Below are 16,495 nucleotides of genomic sequence, written 5' to 3' on the forward strand. Positions count from 1 at the left end.
GCTGGCATTTTGCAGCTTCACTGGCTTTTGCGGTCCAAACTGTCCCGGGCCGCCTGCAGCGAGTTCAGCAGTATATCGATATCTAGATCGCTTGTGCGCCAGGACGATACGCTGATTCGCAGGGCCGGTTTGCCGTTCCAGACGGTGCCGCCGAACCACGCTTTCCCGGAGCGCTCTACCAACTGCTGAAGCTCTCTGGTCTGCGCCTCAGTGCCATAGCGGAACAGGATCTGGTTCAACGCGGGCTCGCACAGCAGCTCAAATCCAAGACCGGGCAGAGTTTTGGCGATACGGGCAGCCATGCTGCAGTGCCGCTCGACCAGCTCGGCGACACCGGCGCGGCCAAGCGTGCGCAGCACTGCCCAGATCGGCACGCCGCGCGCGCTCCGGGAGAATTCGATGCCCAGATTTTTCTGACTCCCAGTGGACGCGGTGGAATAAACTGCGTCGCTGTTCATGGCGGCCGCCATCGCGTCCCGGTCGCGGCAGATGCCGGCAGCGCCGTCATACGGGGTGTTGAGCCATTTGTGGCCGTCAGTGGTCCAGCTGTCCGCGCCCTCTATGCCGTTGGTCAGCCCGCGCTTGGCTGGCGCCGCGCGCGCCCACAGGCCAAAGGCCCCGTCGACATGCACCCATGCGCCGGCCTGTTTCGCTTTTTCGATAAGCGGCAGGAAGGGATCAAAGCTGCCGGTATTCACCTCGCCGGCCTGCAGGCACAGAATGGTCTGCCCATCCAGTGCAGGAAGCCGGGCCGGGTCAATGCGGCCGGCGCTGTCGACCGGTGCTTTGATCAGCCGGGCCTGGCCGAAGCCCAGAATTCTGAGGGCTTTGAGAACCGTGATATGGGCCAGCTCTGAAACTACAACCTTGATTTCCGGCGCGCCCAGCAACCCCATGGCATCAAAGTCCCATCCCTCCTTCTTCAGAAGTTCGCGCCGCGCGACGCTGAGGCAGACAATCGTACTTGCGGTTGCCGAGGTGCCAAACGCCACGCCGCTTTCGCGGGGCAGGTCCAGGATCTCCAGCAGCCAACGCGCCGCGACTTTCTCGATCTTGTCCGCCACCGGCGAGTTCATTTGCGAGGAGGCGCATTGATCCCAGGCCGACGCCAGGCGTTGCGCGGCGGCGGCGACCGGCAGCGTTGCGCCGATTACAAAGCCAAAGTACCGGGGACCGTTTGAAACAGTTGTCGCCGGGGAGCCGGCCTCGTCCAGCAGCGCCAGCGTTTCGGTTGCATCCCTCCTGGTGTCCGGCAATGGCTCATCAAAGCGTGCAAGCTGCTGCCGGGCGGCGGCGGCGGGAAAAACTGGCATCTCCCCCACGCGGGCAATGTAGCGCGCGGCCCTGGCGTCAGCATCGCGCAATAGCTGGAGCTCGTCCTGCGGGTCTTTTGTCGTCTTGCGTTGCATTCTGAACTCCTTGTCCAAGAAGGTTTCCTTGTTGATAGCAGACCAGTGGGAAGCGAGCATTGCAGCGCGCAATGCGCCTGGGCTGCACCCGCATGTTCTTGGCCCCATGCATCCGCGCGAGGGGCGGCGCAGATGCACAGCCATGCCGGGAAACTGCCCGCCGTTCAGCTGGCTGAAATAAACTCAGACACCAGTCCGGATACTAGCTGCGGCGCGTCTTCCGGGCTGTAGTGGCCGGTTTCGGGCAAGGTCTTGACCTGGCCGCCGGGGAACGCTTGCCGGAACAGGGGCAGAAACTGTTCTGCCTGCAGCGTCCTGTCGGCTTCGCCCCAGATGGCGATAGCAGGTTTCTTTGCCAGCTCGGACTTTACGGCGCCGCTCGCCTCTTCGAACGCATGTTTGCCGGTAGCAAAGCCTTTGGCCCAGCCGATTGCGCCCGCAGCAAATTCAGGCGTGGGAAACGGCGCCCGGTAGGCATTCAGCCAAGTATCGGTGATCAGCTCATTGCGGACAAATCCATTCAGCTTGAGGGTCGACAGGATGTTGTAGTCAAGCTGGCCGAGCACCGCTTCCAGGGTGCCGTTTTCCTCGGCCTGCATGATCCACTGGAACCAGGGTGCAGCGTCGGCATTGGCAATCAAGCGGTCCAAAAGATCAGGTTGCCCCAGGGGCGTCGGGCCGTTGACCGAAACGATCCGTTTGATCCGGTCCGGGTGCCGGATGGCTACGCCCATGCCAACCGGCCCGCCGAAGTCGTGCATGACAAGGGTCACATCCCTGAGATTCTGCTCCAAAACAAAGCGTTCCGCATTGTCTATATGGTCCTGCAGCCAATAACTGCGGTCTTGCGGGGTGGCGCTTTTGCCAAATCCCATATGGTCAAGGGCAATCACACGGGCACCACGGGACCATTCAGCAATCTGAGAACGGTAGAGGTAGCTCCAGGTCGGTTCGCCATGCAGCAGCAGCAGCGTTTCCGGGCCGCTGCCCTCATCGACATAGTGCATCGGATAGCCGGCGGCGGAACTGTAACGGGCTTGAAACGGCCAGGTTCCCTCAAAGGTCTCTTCGGCAGGGACCGCGATCAGGTGCGGATCGTGGCCTGGCGCGGATTGCTGCGATGCCGGTTCACTGGTCTGAAGGTCAACGGTCATTGGGCTTCTCCATTATATGTGTGAGTCACATATGTAAATGGCCTCTTCCAATTCAAGTGTGTGAGGCACATATTCCTCGTATGACGGATGATTCACGGCGGACTGCGAATTTACTGGGGGCGGCGGTGCTCTGCCTGCATGATGAACTGAGGACGGTTCTGGCGAGGCAGTTCCACCGCTCCGGAGAAGGGCCTGCGGCGCTTTGCGCGCTGGGTCACCAGCCAGGTTTGTCGAACGACGCACTGAGCCGGCTTTTGGATCTCACCCATACGGGCACGGTGCGCCTGATCGACAGGCTGGCCGAGGACGGCCTTGTCAGACGACAGGCGGCGGAGCACGACAAGCGCAGCATTGCGCTTTATCTCACAGAAGCTGGCCAAGCCGCGCGGGAGAACATATTGCGAGAGCGGCTGGCCGCACTGGAGGCAGTGACCGGCAGCCTGTCCGCTGACGAACAAAAGGACCTGGCCCGGCTGCTGGAAAAACTGCTGCAAGCTGCTGCCGGTGACGACACGCACAAGCTGCGGACCTGCCGGCTGTGCGACAGCCGCGCCTGCACAAATTGCCCGATACTGGTGCCTGTAAGCGGGGCGGACTGAAGCGCCTGGCAATAGTGCCAGGCTTTGTCGCGCGAACGTCGAGGGGGATTGCCCTCGTTAATCCAGCGTGGCAGCCCAATTTGCCGGATCAGATACCTGCCGGCGGAGAAACCGGTTCGGTCTTACGTAATCCAGAACTAGTCTGTGCAGAAAGCCAGTAGCGGGCTGCAGCCAGGGTTCTAACCGGTCTGATAGCCTCGGACGTAAGCCCAGGTGGCGTCTGCTATGCGGCTTCTGAGCGCTTGGCGGCCGCTGTCTAGATTTGCAGGTTTGCCGATCAGCAAACTGGCAAAACCATGCACCATTGCCCACAAAGGCGTTCCGAATTCATGCGGGTCCAGATGGCCGAGGCCCTGCGCCTTCATGATGCCCGTCAGCTCATCAATAAAGGTGTTGTATGTTGCGCTGCTGGCCACGCGCGCTACATTGATGTTGTCCCGGTTGCGAGCCGCCGCCCACATGAGGTGAAACAGTTCGGGATTGTCTGCGCCAAACTCAGCATAGGCGCAGCCGCCAGCAATCAGGCTTTCAACCGAATACTTTGGATGTTTGGCAAAGGCGTCAATCTTGGCTTTGGAAAATCTCCGGAAGCCTTCGGCGGCGACATTTGCCAGCAATTCATCGCGGTCCTTGAAGTGCCGGTAGGACGCGCCGCTTGAAACTTGGTCGGCGCGGGCGGCATCGGCAACGCTTACGTCCTCAACCCGCCTTTCCCTGATCATTTCAATGGTTGCATCGATCAGGGCGGTCTTGAGATCACCGTGATGGAATTTCTTCTTGGATTGCGGCTAAGTCATCGGGTTTCCTTGAGCGGTTGCGACGGCTGCCAATTTCTACTCCATCAGCTCCGTGAAGTAAGAGAATCTTACACCATGTTGGCAGTACTCGATCTAAGTAAGAGCTACATATTTATCCCAAGGAGCACGCCAAGTCTGGTCTTCCCCCACTGAAGTGGTCCTCCGCTATGTTTAGGAAAACGGCGGAATACCATGGCCAACAAACGGCCAAAGCCCGAGGAGATTGTCACGAAGTTACGGCAAGTTGAGGTTCTGACTGGGCAAGGTATGCCGCGTCTGGATGCGATCCGTCAGATTGGTGTGACTGAACAGACGTCTTATCGCTGGAAGATCGAAGCATCGCAGCGCCATTGGTTCAAGCGTGATGCTGAGGGTACGGTGGAATGGGCACGGACCAGCTGAAAGAACTGAAGCGTCTTCAGAAGGAAAATGAACGGCTGAGAAAGGCGGTGTCTGACTTGACGCTGGACAAGTTGATTTTGGCGGAAGCTGCGAAGGGAAACTTCTAAGCCCCGCTCGCCGCCGCGCTTGCATTGATCGCGTTCGTGCTGAACTGCACATCCCGGAGCGCCGGGCATGCCGGGTTCTGAGACAGCATCGATCCACGCAGCGCAAAGTGCCAGTAGGCCGCGCTGATGAAGAACGATTGGCTGCCGGCATGATCGAGCAGGCGGGACAATACGGTCGATATGGCTATCGTCGGATTGCGGCTTTGCTGAGGGACGCTGGCTGGCATGTGAATGACAAGCGGGTCGAAAGGCTGTGGCGGCGAGAGGGGCTGAAAGTACCAATGAAACAGCCGAAAAAGGGACGGCTCTGGCTGAACGATGGATCGTGTGCGCGTCTTCGGCCACAACGGCGCAGCCATGTCTGGTCATATGACTTCGTGCATTGCCGCACTGACGATGGAAAAGCCTTCCGGACACTGAACATCATCGACGCGTACAGTCGGGAGTGTCTTGCCATCCGTGTGGATCGCAAGCTGAACTCAGGCACCGTCATCAATGTCCTGAGCGGCCTGTTCATTCTGCGCGGGGTGCCGTCGTTCATTCGTTCAGACAACAGTCCGGAGTTTGTTGCTCAGGCCGTCCAGAACTGGATCAAGGCTGTTGGCGCGAAGACCGCATACATCGAACCAGGGTCTCCATGGGAGAACGGATATTGCGAGAGCTTCAACGCACGGTTCAGGGACGAGTTCTTGAACGGCGAAATCTTCTACAGCCTGCGCGAGGCGCAAATCCTCATCGAAGAATGGAGGAAACACGACAACACCAAACGCCCACATAGTGCTCTGGGCTATCGCCCACCGGCGCCGGAAACCATCGTCCAGATGGACCCAAGGCAAGTCATGCACTAACAAGCAAACTGGACCATTCAAGTGGGGCTGATCAGTGGAGCACCGCAAGGTAGTACTCATTCGGCAACTGAACAGAAGACGGGAAGCTTGACTCAGTAAAATGGTTTTGCCATTCAGCCAGTGTGACCGGTTCCGCGAGTGTTTCAATGCGCAGCGGAAGAAATAGGGAACACGGTGCGGCGTACCCATAAGGGACCAAATCCGTGACTGCCCCCGCAACTGTGAGCGGTGAGTGACGCTGAACATGCCACTGGGATCTTTCCCGGGAAGGCCAGCCGAACCAAGACCCGCGAGTCAGGAGACCTGCCGGACACAGGACAAAGACTTCGCTAGCGGAGTGTCTGCCCTTTTCCACCGGACGCCGGGGTGCGCGTCTGGCGCGGCTGCCGTTCAGGCTTTTCCGTGCCACTATCCCCGTTGTTCATTCCTGATTGCAGGTGCGCCTGTGTCGTCGAATGAGGACGAAATGAAACTGAAATATCTGGCCGCAGCTCTGGCCGTATCCCTGCCGGTCACCGCATCGGCGCATTTCCAGCTGAACTACACTGAAAACGTGCTGATCGGGAAGCCCGGCGATGTGCCGATGGGGCTGGTGTTCTGGCACCCGCTGGAAAACGGCCATGTGATGGACATGGGCAAACCTGAAGAATTTTTTATGGTTCACAAGGGCGAAAAGGTTGATCTTTCGGACCGCTTGGAACCGGCCACATTCAAGGGCGCGGAGAACGAAGCCGCCGCCTACAGGGCGTCGGTTCCGGTCAAGCGCTCGGGCGACTATGTGGTGGTGACTGTGCCCGCGCCCTATTATGAGGAAAGCGAAGACATCTATATTCAGCAGATTTCCAAAGTCGTGCTGAACCGCAACACCCTGCCCACCGATTGGGATCAGCCAGTGGGCCTGGAAACCGAGATCCTGCCGCTGAACAAGCCCTATAACGTCATTGTTGGCTCTACCTTCTCGGGTCAGGTGCTGGCGGATGGCAAGCCGGTTCCGGGCGCCGAAATCGAGGTTGAGTTCATGGCATCAGAGCCGGACCTTGCGGCTTTTTCCACAACCAACCCGACGGTTCAGCCGATGTCCGGCGGCGCCATCGTTGCGATCGCAGACCAGAATGGCGTCTTTTCCTTTGGCATTCCGAAAGCGGGCCACTGGGGATTTGCCGCCCTCGGCTCCGGCCCGGCGACTGAGCATGACGGCAAGGAGCTTAGCCAGGACGCTGTGTTGTGGATCCACGCTGAAGAGCTGAAGTGAGAATAGCACCATGCATATCGTAGACGGCGCACTGTCGAATCCGGTTGTGATCGGCGGCGCGGTTGCCGCCGTCGGCGGTATCGCCATGGGGCTGCGGAGCCTGCCGCTGGAACGTATTCCGGCGGCGGGGGTTCTTTCTGCCAGTTTCTTTGTGGCCTCCCTGATCCATGTCCCGATCGGGCCGAGTTCGGTTCACCTGATCCTGAACGGGCTTGCGGGGCTGGTCCTGGGCTGGGCGGCCTTTCCGGCCCTGTTTGTCGGACTGCTGCTGCAGGCGGTGTTCTTTGGCTTCGGCGGGCTGACCGTGCTGGGCGTGAACGCCGTGAACATCGCCCTGCCTGCAGTTCTGGTCGGGCTGATATTCCGCCCGCTGGTGGCCCGCGGCTCGCCTCTGCAGGGTGCCATCTGGGGCGGAATCGGCGGCGGCGCGGCCATTGCTGCCACAACTCTGGCCGTGGCGGTATCGCTGATGCTGTCCGGCGATGAGTTCATCCTGGCCGCGAAACTGGTGTTCTTTTCCCATATTCCGGTGGTGATCATCGAAGCGCTTTTGTCCGGCGCTGCCATTTTCCTGGCGCGGCGTGTGAAGCCCGAGCTGTTTTTCGACACAAAAGGAAGCCTTGCATGATCCGCTCCTGCATTCTGATCCTTGCGCTGCTGGCGCCGCTCCCGGTGATGGCACACAATGTTATCTCAGCTGTTTTTCCGTCCGGTTCCGACATTGAGGGCGAAGTGGGCTTTTCCAACGGTGACATGGCCGCGGACCTGCTGATTGAGATCTTTGACGTGGCCGGCAGCAAGCTGGGAGAGTCCAGAACCGACGGTGACGGCTTTTTCCTGTTCACCCCGTCGGAGCCTGTGACACATATCTTCCGTGGCGATCTGGGGGCTGGCCACGTGGCCGAGATGATGATGGACGGTGCGGAAGTCGCGCAGATCATCGGGCAAAGCCCGGGCGCTGCAGCAAATTCTGCGGCTGCTGCCATGGACATCTCTGCAGCGCCGGCGGCGGCAGGGTCCGCGGGCCTCTCCGATCAAACCCGCTCCGAGCTTGCCACCATGTTGCGTAATGAACTGCGCCCGCTCCGCCAGGAGCTGACAGCGTTCAAGAATAAGTCGGACTTTCAGTCCGTGCTTGGCGGTATCGGCTATATCTGCGGCCTGTTCGGGCTTGGCTTTTACATCGCTGCACGCCGCAAGATCGGCAGCAGCGCATGACCTATGTTCTGACGAGCGAGGAAAAACCGCTCGGCGGGTTCGGCACCTTTCGCGCCAAGGTCACAGCACTTGACCCGCGGATGCGCATCATGATGACGGCCGCCTATGCGGTGGTGGTTGTCTCGCTCAGCAATCTTTGGGTTCTGGCGGCCGCTCTTGGCCTGTCGATGTGGCTGCTGGCCTTCTCTGGCCTGCCGCCCCGGCAAACGCTGAAACGGATGGCGATGATGGACAGTTTCATCATCTTCATGCTGGTGCTGCTGCCCTTTACCGTGCCCGGAACCCCGGCCCTGTCCATTTGGGGGCTGGAGGCCAGTTGGGAAGGCCTGTGGCGTGCAACCGAGATTGCCCTTACCGCCAATGCGGTGATCCTTGCGGTTATGACACTGGTGGGTTCGATGGAGCCGGTAACCATGGGCCACGCGCTCTTTGCCCTCAAGACCCCGGAGCGGCTGGTGCATCTGATGATGTTCACCATCCGTTACATCGACGTTCTGCGCGAGGAATACCAGCGCCTGCGCACCTCGATGAAGCTGCGCGGCTTCCGCCCCGGCACCAACTGGCACACCTACCGCAGTTACGGCTATCTGGTTGGCATGATGCTGGTGCGCTCCATCGAACGGTCGGAGCGCATTCTGGCGGCGATGAAATGCCGGGGGTTCTCCGGCCGCATCATCCTGCTGGAGGATTTTCGTTTCAGCCGGTCCGACCTGCTGTTTGCCGCGGCGCTGTCCGCCGCACTTGCTGCCCTGATCTGGGCGGAGGCCGCCTATGCCGCTTATTGATTTGAACAATATCCACTTTGCCTACCCTGGGCTTGATCCGGTGCTGGAAGGCGCCTCGATGCGGCTCAACGCTGGTGAACGGCTGTCGATTGCCGGGCCCAACGGCGCCGGAAAATCGACATTGCTGAAAATCATCATGGGGCTGCTTGTTCCTGCCAGCGGCACCGTCACCGCCTTTGGCAAGCCTTGCATGGCGGAAGCGGATTTTCACGAGATGCGCCGCCGCGTGGGCTTTGTGTTTCAAGACGCCGACGACCAGCTGTTCTGCCCGACCGTGGCCGAGGATGTGGCCTTTGGTCCGCTCAACCTGGGTAAATCCAAACAGGATGCCTTGGCAATTGTTGACAGCGTGCTGACCCGCCTGGAGCTGATGCATCTGCGCGACCGGGTGACCCACAAACTGTCGGGCGGCGAGAAGAGGCTGGTGACACTGGCCACCGTACTGGCGATGGAGCCGGCGGTGCTTATTCTGGATGAGCCGACCAACGCACTGGACCCGGACAACTACGCGCGGCTGGCCGGGATCCTGAAAGGGCTTGATCAAGCAATCCTTCTGGTCAGCCATGACCAGGAATTCCGTAAACAGATTGCTCCTGGAGGATATCGCTTGAAGGGCCGCGAGCTTATACGGACTTAGGACGTGCGGCTAATCGAACACGATCGACCGCGTTGCCAAGAAGGCATTGGTCGCTCAGCGTAACTCGTAATCTGTGCTACTTTTCGACGTGTTGTTAAAAAGTAGGAGGGATATGTGAGATGGAACGTGTTCGGCGTGGCTTGAGTGATGGGCAAGCGGGAGCTTTAGAATCAGCCTACAGAGCGGCGAAGGCTTTTCGCGAGGATCTGCCTCAGGGGCTGGCCCGCCCTAGCTTGGAACTTGGCGAAGCTGCAAACCGCTTTCTGTCTCCTCTTGCTGAAACAGGGGTGCCGGAGAGTAAGGTTATTGAAGATATCGTGCAGCAGGCTGACGGCGGGCTGCACAAAATGGCAGCCCCGACCTTCTTCGGCTATGTCCTTGGTGCGTCGCATCCCGTCGGTGTAGCTGCTGATTTTTTAGTGTCAGCCTGGGGGCAGAACGCGGGTTCATCCTTTGAGACACCAGCAATCACGGGGATGGAGCGCGCCGTCTGCAACTGGGTTATTGAACTGCTGTCGCTGCCTGCCGAAAGCGGAGCCGGACTGGTGACCGGCGGTACAGTCGCAAACATGGTTGGCATTATGGCGGCACGCCATGCGCTGCTGGCCGCTCAGGGTTGGGATGTCGAAGCTGATGGGCTTTTCGGGGCACCGGAGATTCCGGTTCTGATCGGACAAGACGCACATTCTGCGCCATTTGCAGCCCTGCGCTACGCCGGGTTTGGAGCAAGCCGCACACAAACTGTAGCTGCCGACAGCGAAGGGAGGATTAAGCCGGGCGCCTTTCGGGCAGCAATTAACCGGTGCAGCAAACCGCCGCTTGTGATCCTGCAAGCAGGTCAAATAAACACCGGCGCCTTCGATCCGTTTGACGAATTGATCCCAATGGTGCGCGAGAAGAAGGGCTGGGTTCATGTCGATGGAGCGTTCGGACTCTGGCTCGCTGCAGTGCCCGAGCTTGCAAATCGGCTGGAGGGGGTCGGCGAAGCGGACAGCTGGGCAATCGACCTGCACAAGTGGCTTAACGCTCCTTTTGATGCTGGCATGGTTATAGTACGCGACCGTGCGCCGCTCGTTGCGTCGATGTCTGCCCGTGGCGCCTATCTGCCTGAGACCACTGAGCATTGGGAACCAAGTGATTCAACGCCCGAGTTATCCCGGCGGGCAAGAGGTGTCCCTAGCTATGCGATACTGCGGCATCTCGGCCGGGCGGGTGTTCGCGAACTTGTGGCGCACCATTGCCGCCTCGCGGAGCGGATTGCCCGAACGGTGTCTAACGAGCCCGGCTTAACAGTCCTGAACCGGATCCACAGCAACCAGGTTGCGATTTGCTGCGGCGACGGGACAGATGACGGCAAGCTCACCATGCAGGTCCTGCGGCGTGTTCAAGAAAATGGCAGAGTTTACCCGACACACGGCGAATGGGCGGGCCGCAAGATCATTCGAGCTTCTGTCATTGGATACGGCATGCAGGAAGAAGATGCTGACCTTCTTTCAGCTGAAATAATTGATGCTCATCGCTGCTGTGTCGCCGATGTTCTCTGAATGGCTTGAAACGCAGTCTGAAGCCCCTCCAGTTTACGCAAGCGGCAGGTGCAGTGAAAACCGGCTAGCTTGGCGGGAACATTGCTTAGTATGAAATGCTGCACCCGATGTGCGCCTTTCCTGCCTGCGGCCCCGGCGCACGCAGACTCCCGCCAACGCCTCGGTCTATTGCATATTTATGCCGATGCAACGTGCGGAGTGACTGGTCAGCATAGCTGATCCGGGTGCGCCGCGGCAAAAGCAGGGTGCGCCGCGCAGGCTGTTTCCACGGCGCAGATCCGTGGCAGGTTCGCAAAGTCCACTTCCCAGCGGCGTGCATTGTAAAGCTGCGGCATCAGGCAGATATCGGCGAGCCCCGGTACCTTTCCAATGCAAAAGGGCGACTGACTGAAGTCGGCAAGTAATGCCTCAAACGCTTGCAGGCCAGGTCGAATAAAATGCTGCATCCAGGCCTTGGGCATGTCCGCCGCACCGCTGCTGAGTTGGGTCGCGTGTCTGGCCACTTGCAAGTTACAGACTGGATGCACATCCACCGCAACCGAATGGGCCAACGCCCGTGCCCTGGCACGCAGGCCTGGGTCTATGGGCAATAGGCCGAGGTTCCGGGTTTCGTCCAGGTAATCCAGAATCCCCAGTGATTGGGTCAGACGCAACCCGTCGATCTCAAGCACCGGCACAAAGCCCTGCGGGTTGCGGGCCAGGTGCTCCGGGCTCTTGTGCTCGCCCTTAACCAGATCAACCGGCACCGAGGTGTATTCGATTCCACCCAGGTTCAGCGCGATGCGCAGCCGGTAGCTGGCCGATGAGCGCCAGTAGTCATAAAGAAGCGTGCTGCCCATTGGCGTCCTCCGGTGCTAAGGAGGCAGCCCGATGGGCTGCCCTAATTGGTTTGGCCATACTCAGGTCTTGTGCAATTCCTTGGCGTGCAGCCATTCGGCATGCTTGGGGGCCTTCTTGGTCTTGGACCATTCTTCCAGCATTTCCCATTTCACCGAGTCCAGCTTCTGCAGCAGCGCCTCTTCCTCGGGATCCGGACAGGCCAGTTCCACCCGGTGGCCGTTCGGGTCGAAGAAGTAGATCGAGTGGAAGATCGAGTGATCGGTGACACCCAGCACTTCGACACCGTTGGCCTCCAGATGGTCCTTGAACTGGATCAGGGTCTCGCGGTCTTTCACCTTAAAGGCGATGTGCTGCACCCAGACAGGCGTGTTGCGGTCGCGGTCCATCTCTGGCTTGGTCGGCAGTTCAAAGAAGGCCAGGACATTGCCGTTACCTGCATCCATGAAGATATGCATGTAGGGGTCGGGTTCATGCGTCGATGGAACATGGTCCTCGGCAATCGCGAGCACGAAGTCCATGTTCAGCATCTTGTTGTACCACTCTACCGTCTGTTTGGCGTCCTTGCAGCGGTAGGCGACGTGGTGGATCTGTTCGATTTTCAAGCGGTGTCCTCCCCAGGTTTCAGCGCGGCCGCGGCCAGCGCCTGTTTCAGGATCGCGCGTTTTCCAATGTGATTTGCCAGCACCAGCACCAGACGCGCATTCAGCGCATCGCTTTCGGCTTTGCTGAGGCCCTCATGCGCGGTCAGGAGATCTGCATAGAAATCGTCGGCGCGCTCGAGGTTGGCGGTCAGGATCAATTGGTCTTCGGTCATCTTGATCACTCCTTGCCGATGGCCCGGCGGATTGCGTGCCGGAACTGGTTTTCGTCAAAGCCGGGGCGGCGGGCAGCAACATGCTGGTCCGGGCGGATCAGGTAAACACCGCTGTCATGCTTGCCCAGATACCGTTCCTTCAGCGCCAGCGTCTTGTCATCCTTGATGGACAGTGCCAGCCGGGTGACCTCAATACCTTCTTCCTCGATCACATCCGGGGCGTCAGCGTCGATGGTTAGCAGCACGAATTTATCTCCCAGCTTGTCCAGCAGGAAACCGTCGCCCAGCGGCACGTCGGGGCAGGAGGAGCCTGGGCGGGTGCGCTCAGGTCCGTCCAGTGCATCTGCCGAATTCAGCGGCGAGCCGTCATAGGTGCAAGGCACCGACAGGCGGCCCGAATTCACCAGCGGGCGGGCGAATTCAAACTGTTCGGACAGGTCCAGAACCGCGTCACGCAGCACCCGGCTCATCTCGGACTTGGGCGTGATGAAATCGGTGGAGCGCGAAGAGTTCAGGATGTTTTCATCCGCACCGTGAACCCGCTCGGTGTCATAGCTGTCCAGCAGGCTTTCCGGCGCGGTGCCGTCGATCACCATTTGCAGCTTCCAGCACAGGTTATCGGTATCCTGAACGCCGGAGTTGGCGCCGCGGGCACCAAAGGGCGAGACCTGATGCGCGGCATCGCCGGCAAACAGCACCCGGCCATGGCGGAACTGCTCCATCCGGCGGCATTGGAAGGTGTAGATCGACACCCACTCCAGCTCGAACGCCACGTCCTCCCCCAGCATCGCCTTAAGGCGCGGGATCACGTTTTCCGGGCGTTTCTCGCGCTCCTTGTCGATATCCCAGCCCAATTGCAGATCAATCCGCCAGACACCTTCCGGTTGCTTGTGCAAAAGCGCCGACTGTCCTTTGTTGAAGGGCGGGTCGAACCAGAACCAGCGTTCGGTCGGAAAATCCGCCTCCATAATTACATCGGCGATCAGGAAGTTGTCCTCGAACACCCGGCCGATGAAATCCAGCCCCAGCATCCGCCGGGTCGGAGAGCCTGCGCCGTCGCAGGCGATCAGCCAATCGGCCTCCAGGTTATAGGAGCCTTCGGGCGTGTCGATTTCCAATGTCACATGGCTGGGATGGGTGCCGATGGCCGAAACCTTGTTGCGGCCGCGGATTTCGATCGGTGCGCCCTGCTGCTGCAGTTCGCGAACCCGGTTCACCAGGTATTCCTCAAAGTAATACTGCTGCAGATTGATGAAGGCGGGGCGTTTGTGGCCTTCCTCCGGCAGCAGATTGAAGTCATAGACCTGACGTTCGTCAAAGAACACCTTGCCGGCATTCCACTGCACGCCCTTGTCCACCATCGGCTGGCCGCAGCCCAACCGGTCGAGGATCTCCAGGGGCCGCTTGGCAAAGCAGATCGCGCGGGAGCCGAAGCTCACCTTGTCGTTGTCATCCAGAACCACCACTTCGGTGCCCTGCTGGGCCAGGTCTATGGCGGCAGCCAGGCCGATGGGTCCTGCCCCGATCACCACCACCTTGCGGCGCACGGGGGCAGGGGCGTCCTGATCCGCGTGGCGCGCATAGGGGTACAACGGGACTTCAAAGATCTTGTTCATCAGGTCTCCTCCCTAATTCGGGTGCCGTCAGGCACAGCTTTACCGCTTCCCGGCGTGGCAGGCCGGGAGGATGGTCTAGCGTCTCACAGGTTCTGCCGGGGCGATACGATCTGGATCAAACCGCCCCGGTTGCAATTCCTGGCCGGGGCTCAGCCCTGCAGGGCCTCCCACATCTCCAGATCGCGCTGGGCGGTCCAGATGCGCGGGGTGTCGATGCCGCGGGCCTCGTCATAGGCGCGGGCGACGTTGAAGGGCAGGCAATGCTCGTAGATCGCATAGTCCGAGAACTTCGGGTCGCACTCGGCACGCACGGCGTCCCAGGCCTCTTTCAGGGTGCCGTTGCGGGCGGCTACCTTGGCGGCGGGGCGGTAGGTGCTTTCGACGAAGTCGCGGGTGTTCTCGATGGCGGCATTCACCATGTCCTTGCCCACCAGCGCGTCGCCGCGGCCTGGTGCGATGGCATCCACATCAAAGGCTGCAATATTGTCGAGCGTATCGCCCCAATCGCTGAAATGCCCATCGCCGCAATAGCAGGCGGAGTGGTACTCCACGATGTCACCGGTGAACATCACGTTCTGGTCCGGCACATGGATCACGATGTCGCCTGCAGTATGGGCCCGGCCCAAATGCATAAGATCCACCCGGCGGTTGCCGAGATACACGGTCATATCGTCGGAAAAAGTCGTGGTTGGCCAGGTCAGACCGGGAATGCTCTCATGGCCTTCGAACAGCCGGGGAAAGCGCTGGAACTCGCTGTCCCAGTCCTCCTGGCCGCGTTCCACCACCATGGCACGGGCCGCGTCGCCCATGATGACTTGTTGCGCGCCAAACGCCGAGGCGCCAAGGACACGCACCGCGTGATAATGGGTCAGTGCCACATGGGTAATCGGCTTGTCGGTCACTGACCGAACGCATTCGATCACCTTGTTCGCCAGCCGCGGAGTGGCCTGTGCCTCAATAATCATCACGCTGTCGTCGCCGATGATCACACCGGAGTTAGGATCTCCCTCGGCGGTGAAGGCATAAAGGCCTTCTCCGATCTCATCAAAGGTGATTTTCTTTTCGGTCATGTCCCCTTGGGACGCAAAAGCCTTGGCCATGGTGGTCTTCCTTATCTTGCGTAGGGGGTTTCAAGCGCGGCCAGAACGGTGCCGGTGCAGTCGCCGAACCCGATGGTATAGCCGTCGCCCTTTGCCGCGCCTTTCAGGGTCAGCGTGTCGCCGTCGGCGATGAAGGAGCGCTCTTCGCCACTGTCCAGCGTCAGTGGTTCCTTGCCGCCCCAGCTCAACTCCAGCAACGAGCCGCGGCTTTCCTTCACCGGGCCGGAAATGGTGCCGGAGCCCAGCAGATCACCTGCATTCATCGGGCAGCCCGAGGTGGTGTGATGCGCCAGCTGCTGCGCGGCGGAATAGTACATTTCCTTGTAGTTGGTTCGCGCGATGGTGGTCGCCTCTTTGCCTTCCGGAGCCATGGTGACTTCCAGGTCAATGTCATAGAGCATCGGCCCGCAGTCCTTCAGGTGGTCCAGCAATTCCACCTCGCGCTCGGGCGTGTCGCAGCGGAACGGCTCCAGCGCCGCTTTGGTCACAATCCAGGGGCTGATCGAGTTGGCAGTCGCCTTGGCCTGGAACGGCCCCAGCGGTTGGTATTCCCAGGCCTGAATGTCGCGCGCCGACCAGTCGTTCAGCAGCACATAGCCAAAGATATGGTCATCGGCTTCCTGCACAGTAATCGGGCTGTCCGAGGGCGTGCCGACAATGGCGCCCATCTCCAGTTCGATATCGAACCGTGCGCAGGGGGCCCAGCGGGGGGCTGTATCATTGGGGCCTTTCAGCTGTCCCCAGGGGCGGCGCACATCGGTGCCGGAGACCACCACAGAGGATGCCCGTCCGTTATAGCCGATCGGGATATGCAGCCAGTTCGGCGGCAGCGCGTTTTCCGGGCCGCGAAACATTGTGCCGACGTTGAAGGCGTGGTTTTTGCCGGCATAGAAGTCGGTGTATTCGCTGACCGCAAAAGGCATGTGCAGCTCGGCATCCATAGCGGAGACCAGCAGGGCTTCCACCTTTTCCTGTTCGGCAGCGCCGTCGGACAGCAGCGCAGTCAGGCGTTCGCGCAGCGCGGCCCAAACCGCCGGGCCTTCCTCCATCAGGTCGTTCCAATAAGGCACGTCGAACAGCGGAGTATCACCCAGCTGGATCAGGCCGGTCTCTTCGGCGGCCTGCATATCCAGGATCATGCCGCCGATGGCCACGCCGCAGCGCGGATCGTCGCCATCAACAGAGAACACGCCATAAGGCAGGTTGTTCAGCGGGAACGGGTGGGCAGCGTCATTGGCCGAGGCCACCCAGGATTTCAGCAGAGGCATCGTGTCTCCAGTTTCCGGATCCGAAGATCCTTTTCATCTTTCCGGAAAGTACTCCGGGGGTGAATGGGCCGGTCAGGCCCAAAGGGGGCAGCGCCCCCTCACCAT

16 protein-coding genes, 1 pseudogene and 1 riboswitch are annotated in these 16,495 nt (G+C 60.2%); of the genes and pseudogenes, 8 read left to right on the forward strand and 9 right to left on the reverse strand.

What is annotated here, in order from left to right:
- Positions 1–17: 17 nt before the first annotated feature.
- Positions 18–1,409: an aminotransferase class V-fold PLP-dependent enzyme gene (locus K3724_RS00500; RefSeq protein WP_259989077.1), complete on the reverse strand. Its 1,392-nt coding sequence runs from the start codon at positions 1,407–1,409 to the stop codon at positions 18–20.
- 164 nt (positions 1,410–1,573) lie between these two features.
- Entirely contained in the window at positions 1,574–2,563 is a 990-nt protein-coding gene (locus K3724_RS00505; protein ID WP_259989080.1) for an alpha/beta fold hydrolase, read from the reverse strand.
- Positions 2,564–2,643: 80 nt separating this feature from the next.
- Between K3724_RS00505 and K3724_RS00510 the strand changes: the two genes are divergently transcribed.
- Positions 2,644–3,162 carry a MarR family winged helix-turn-helix transcriptional regulator gene (locus tag K3724_RS00510; protein WP_259989082.1) on the forward strand — a complete coding sequence of 173 codons (519 nt, stop codon included), beginning with the start codon at positions 2,644–2,646 and terminating at the stop codon, positions 3,160–3,162.
- A 179-nt stretch (positions 3,163–3,341) separates the two neighbouring features.
- Here the strand turns inward: K3724_RS00510 and K3724_RS00515 are convergent, their stop codons facing one another.
- On the reverse strand, positions 3,342–3,884 hold the full coding sequence (locus tag K3724_RS00515; protein WP_259989084.1) for a TetR/AcrR family transcriptional regulator: 543 nt from the start codon (positions 3,882–3,884) through the stop codon (positions 3,342–3,344).
- 267 nt (positions 3,885–4,151) lie between these two features.
- On the opposite strand from K3724_RS00515, the pseudogene K3724_RS00520 reads away from it, so the two are divergent.
- The 7 genes and pseudogenes from K3724_RS00520 to K3724_RS00550 all read left to right on the forward strand — a co-directional run bounded on the left by K3724_RS00520 (position 4,152) and on the right by K3724_RS00550 (position 10,752).
- Positions 4,152–5,316, forward strand: a pseudogene (locus K3724_RS00520) (IS3 family transposase).
- Positions 5,317–5,426: 110 nt separating this feature from the next.
- Positions 5,427–5,642, forward strand: a riboswitch (cobalamin riboswitch).
- A 140-nt stretch (positions 5,643–5,782) separates the two neighbouring features.
- A complete protein-coding gene (locus K3724_RS00525) occupies positions 5,783–6,568 on the forward strand; it encodes a DUF4198 domain-containing protein (RefSeq protein ID WP_259989086.1) in 786 nt (261 codons plus the stop codon).
- Between the two features lie 10 nt (positions 6,569–6,578).
- Entirely contained in the window at positions 6,579–7,196 is a 618-nt protein-coding gene (gene cbiM, locus K3724_RS00530) for a cobalt transporter CbiM (protein ID WP_134830866.1), read from the forward strand.
- Positions 7,193–7,786: a cobalt ABC transporter permease gene (locus tag K3724_RS00535; protein ID WP_259989089.1), complete on the forward strand. Its 594-nt coding sequence runs from the start codon at positions 7,193–7,195 to the stop codon at positions 7,784–7,786. Before cbiM ends, K3724_RS00535 begins: the two co-directional genes overlap by 4 nt.
- Positions 7,783–8,571: a cobalt ECF transporter T component CbiQ gene (gene cbiQ / locus K3724_RS00540; protein WP_259989091.1), complete on the forward strand. Its 789-nt coding sequence runs from the start codon at positions 7,783–7,785 to the stop codon at positions 8,569–8,571. Before K3724_RS00535 ends, cbiQ begins: the two co-directional genes overlap by 4 nt.
- Positions 8,558–9,208, forward strand: a complete 651-nt coding sequence (locus K3724_RS00545; protein WP_259989093.1) for an energy-coupling factor ABC transporter ATP-binding protein — start codon at positions 8,558–8,560, stop codon at positions 9,206–9,208. Before cbiQ ends, K3724_RS00545 begins: the two co-directional genes overlap by 14 nt.
- A gap of 119 nt (positions 9,209–9,327) precedes the next feature.
- A complete protein-coding gene (locus tag K3724_RS00550; RefSeq protein ID WP_259989095.1) occupies positions 9,328–10,752 on the forward strand; it encodes an aminotransferase class V-fold PLP-dependent enzyme in 1,425 nt (474 codons plus the stop codon).
- Positions 10,753–10,958: 206 nt separating this feature from the next.
- On the opposite strand, the gene maiA is transcribed toward K3724_RS00550, so the two are convergent.
- The 6 genes from maiA to fahA form a co-directional block, all read right to left on the reverse strand.
- A complete protein-coding gene (gene maiA / locus K3724_RS00555) occupies positions 10,959–11,591 on the reverse strand; it encodes a maleylacetoacetate isomerase (protein WP_259989097.1) in 633 nt (210 codons plus the stop codon).
- 60 nt (positions 11,592–11,651) lie between these two features.
- Positions 11,652–12,194: a VOC family protein gene (locus K3724_RS00560; protein ID WP_259989099.1), complete on the reverse strand. Its 543-nt coding sequence runs from the start codon at positions 12,192–12,194 to the stop codon at positions 11,652–11,654.
- On the reverse strand, positions 12,191–12,406 hold the full coding sequence (locus K3724_RS00565) for a DUF2783 domain-containing protein (protein WP_129369267.1): 216 nt from the start codon (positions 12,404–12,406) through the stop codon (positions 12,191–12,193). Before K3724_RS00565 ends, K3724_RS00560 begins: the two co-directional genes overlap by 4 nt.
- A gap of 5 nt (positions 12,407–12,411) precedes the next feature.
- A complete protein-coding gene (locus tag K3724_RS00570) occupies positions 12,412–14,022 on the reverse strand; it encodes an FAD-dependent oxidoreductase (protein WP_259989102.1) in 1,611 nt (536 codons plus the stop codon).
- A 149-nt stretch (positions 14,023–14,171) separates the two neighbouring features.
- On the reverse strand, positions 14,172–15,122 hold the full coding sequence (locus K3724_RS00575) for an MBL fold metallo-hydrolase (RefSeq protein ID WP_259989104.1): 951 nt from the start codon (positions 15,120–15,122) through the stop codon (positions 14,172–14,174).
- An 11-nt stretch (positions 15,123–15,133) separates the two neighbouring features.
- Positions 15,134–16,390: a fumarylacetoacetase gene (gene fahA, locus K3724_RS00580; RefSeq protein ID WP_259989106.1), complete on the reverse strand. Its 1,257-nt coding sequence runs from the start codon at positions 16,388–16,390 to the stop codon at positions 15,134–15,136.
- Positions 16,391–16,495 lie beyond the last annotated feature (105 nt).

It is taken from the genome of Leisingera sp. M658 (assembly GCF_025144145.1).
In the GTDB taxonomy this organism is placed as follows: domain Bacteria; phylum Pseudomonadota; class Alphaproteobacteria; order Rhodobacterales; family Rhodobacteraceae; genus Leisingera.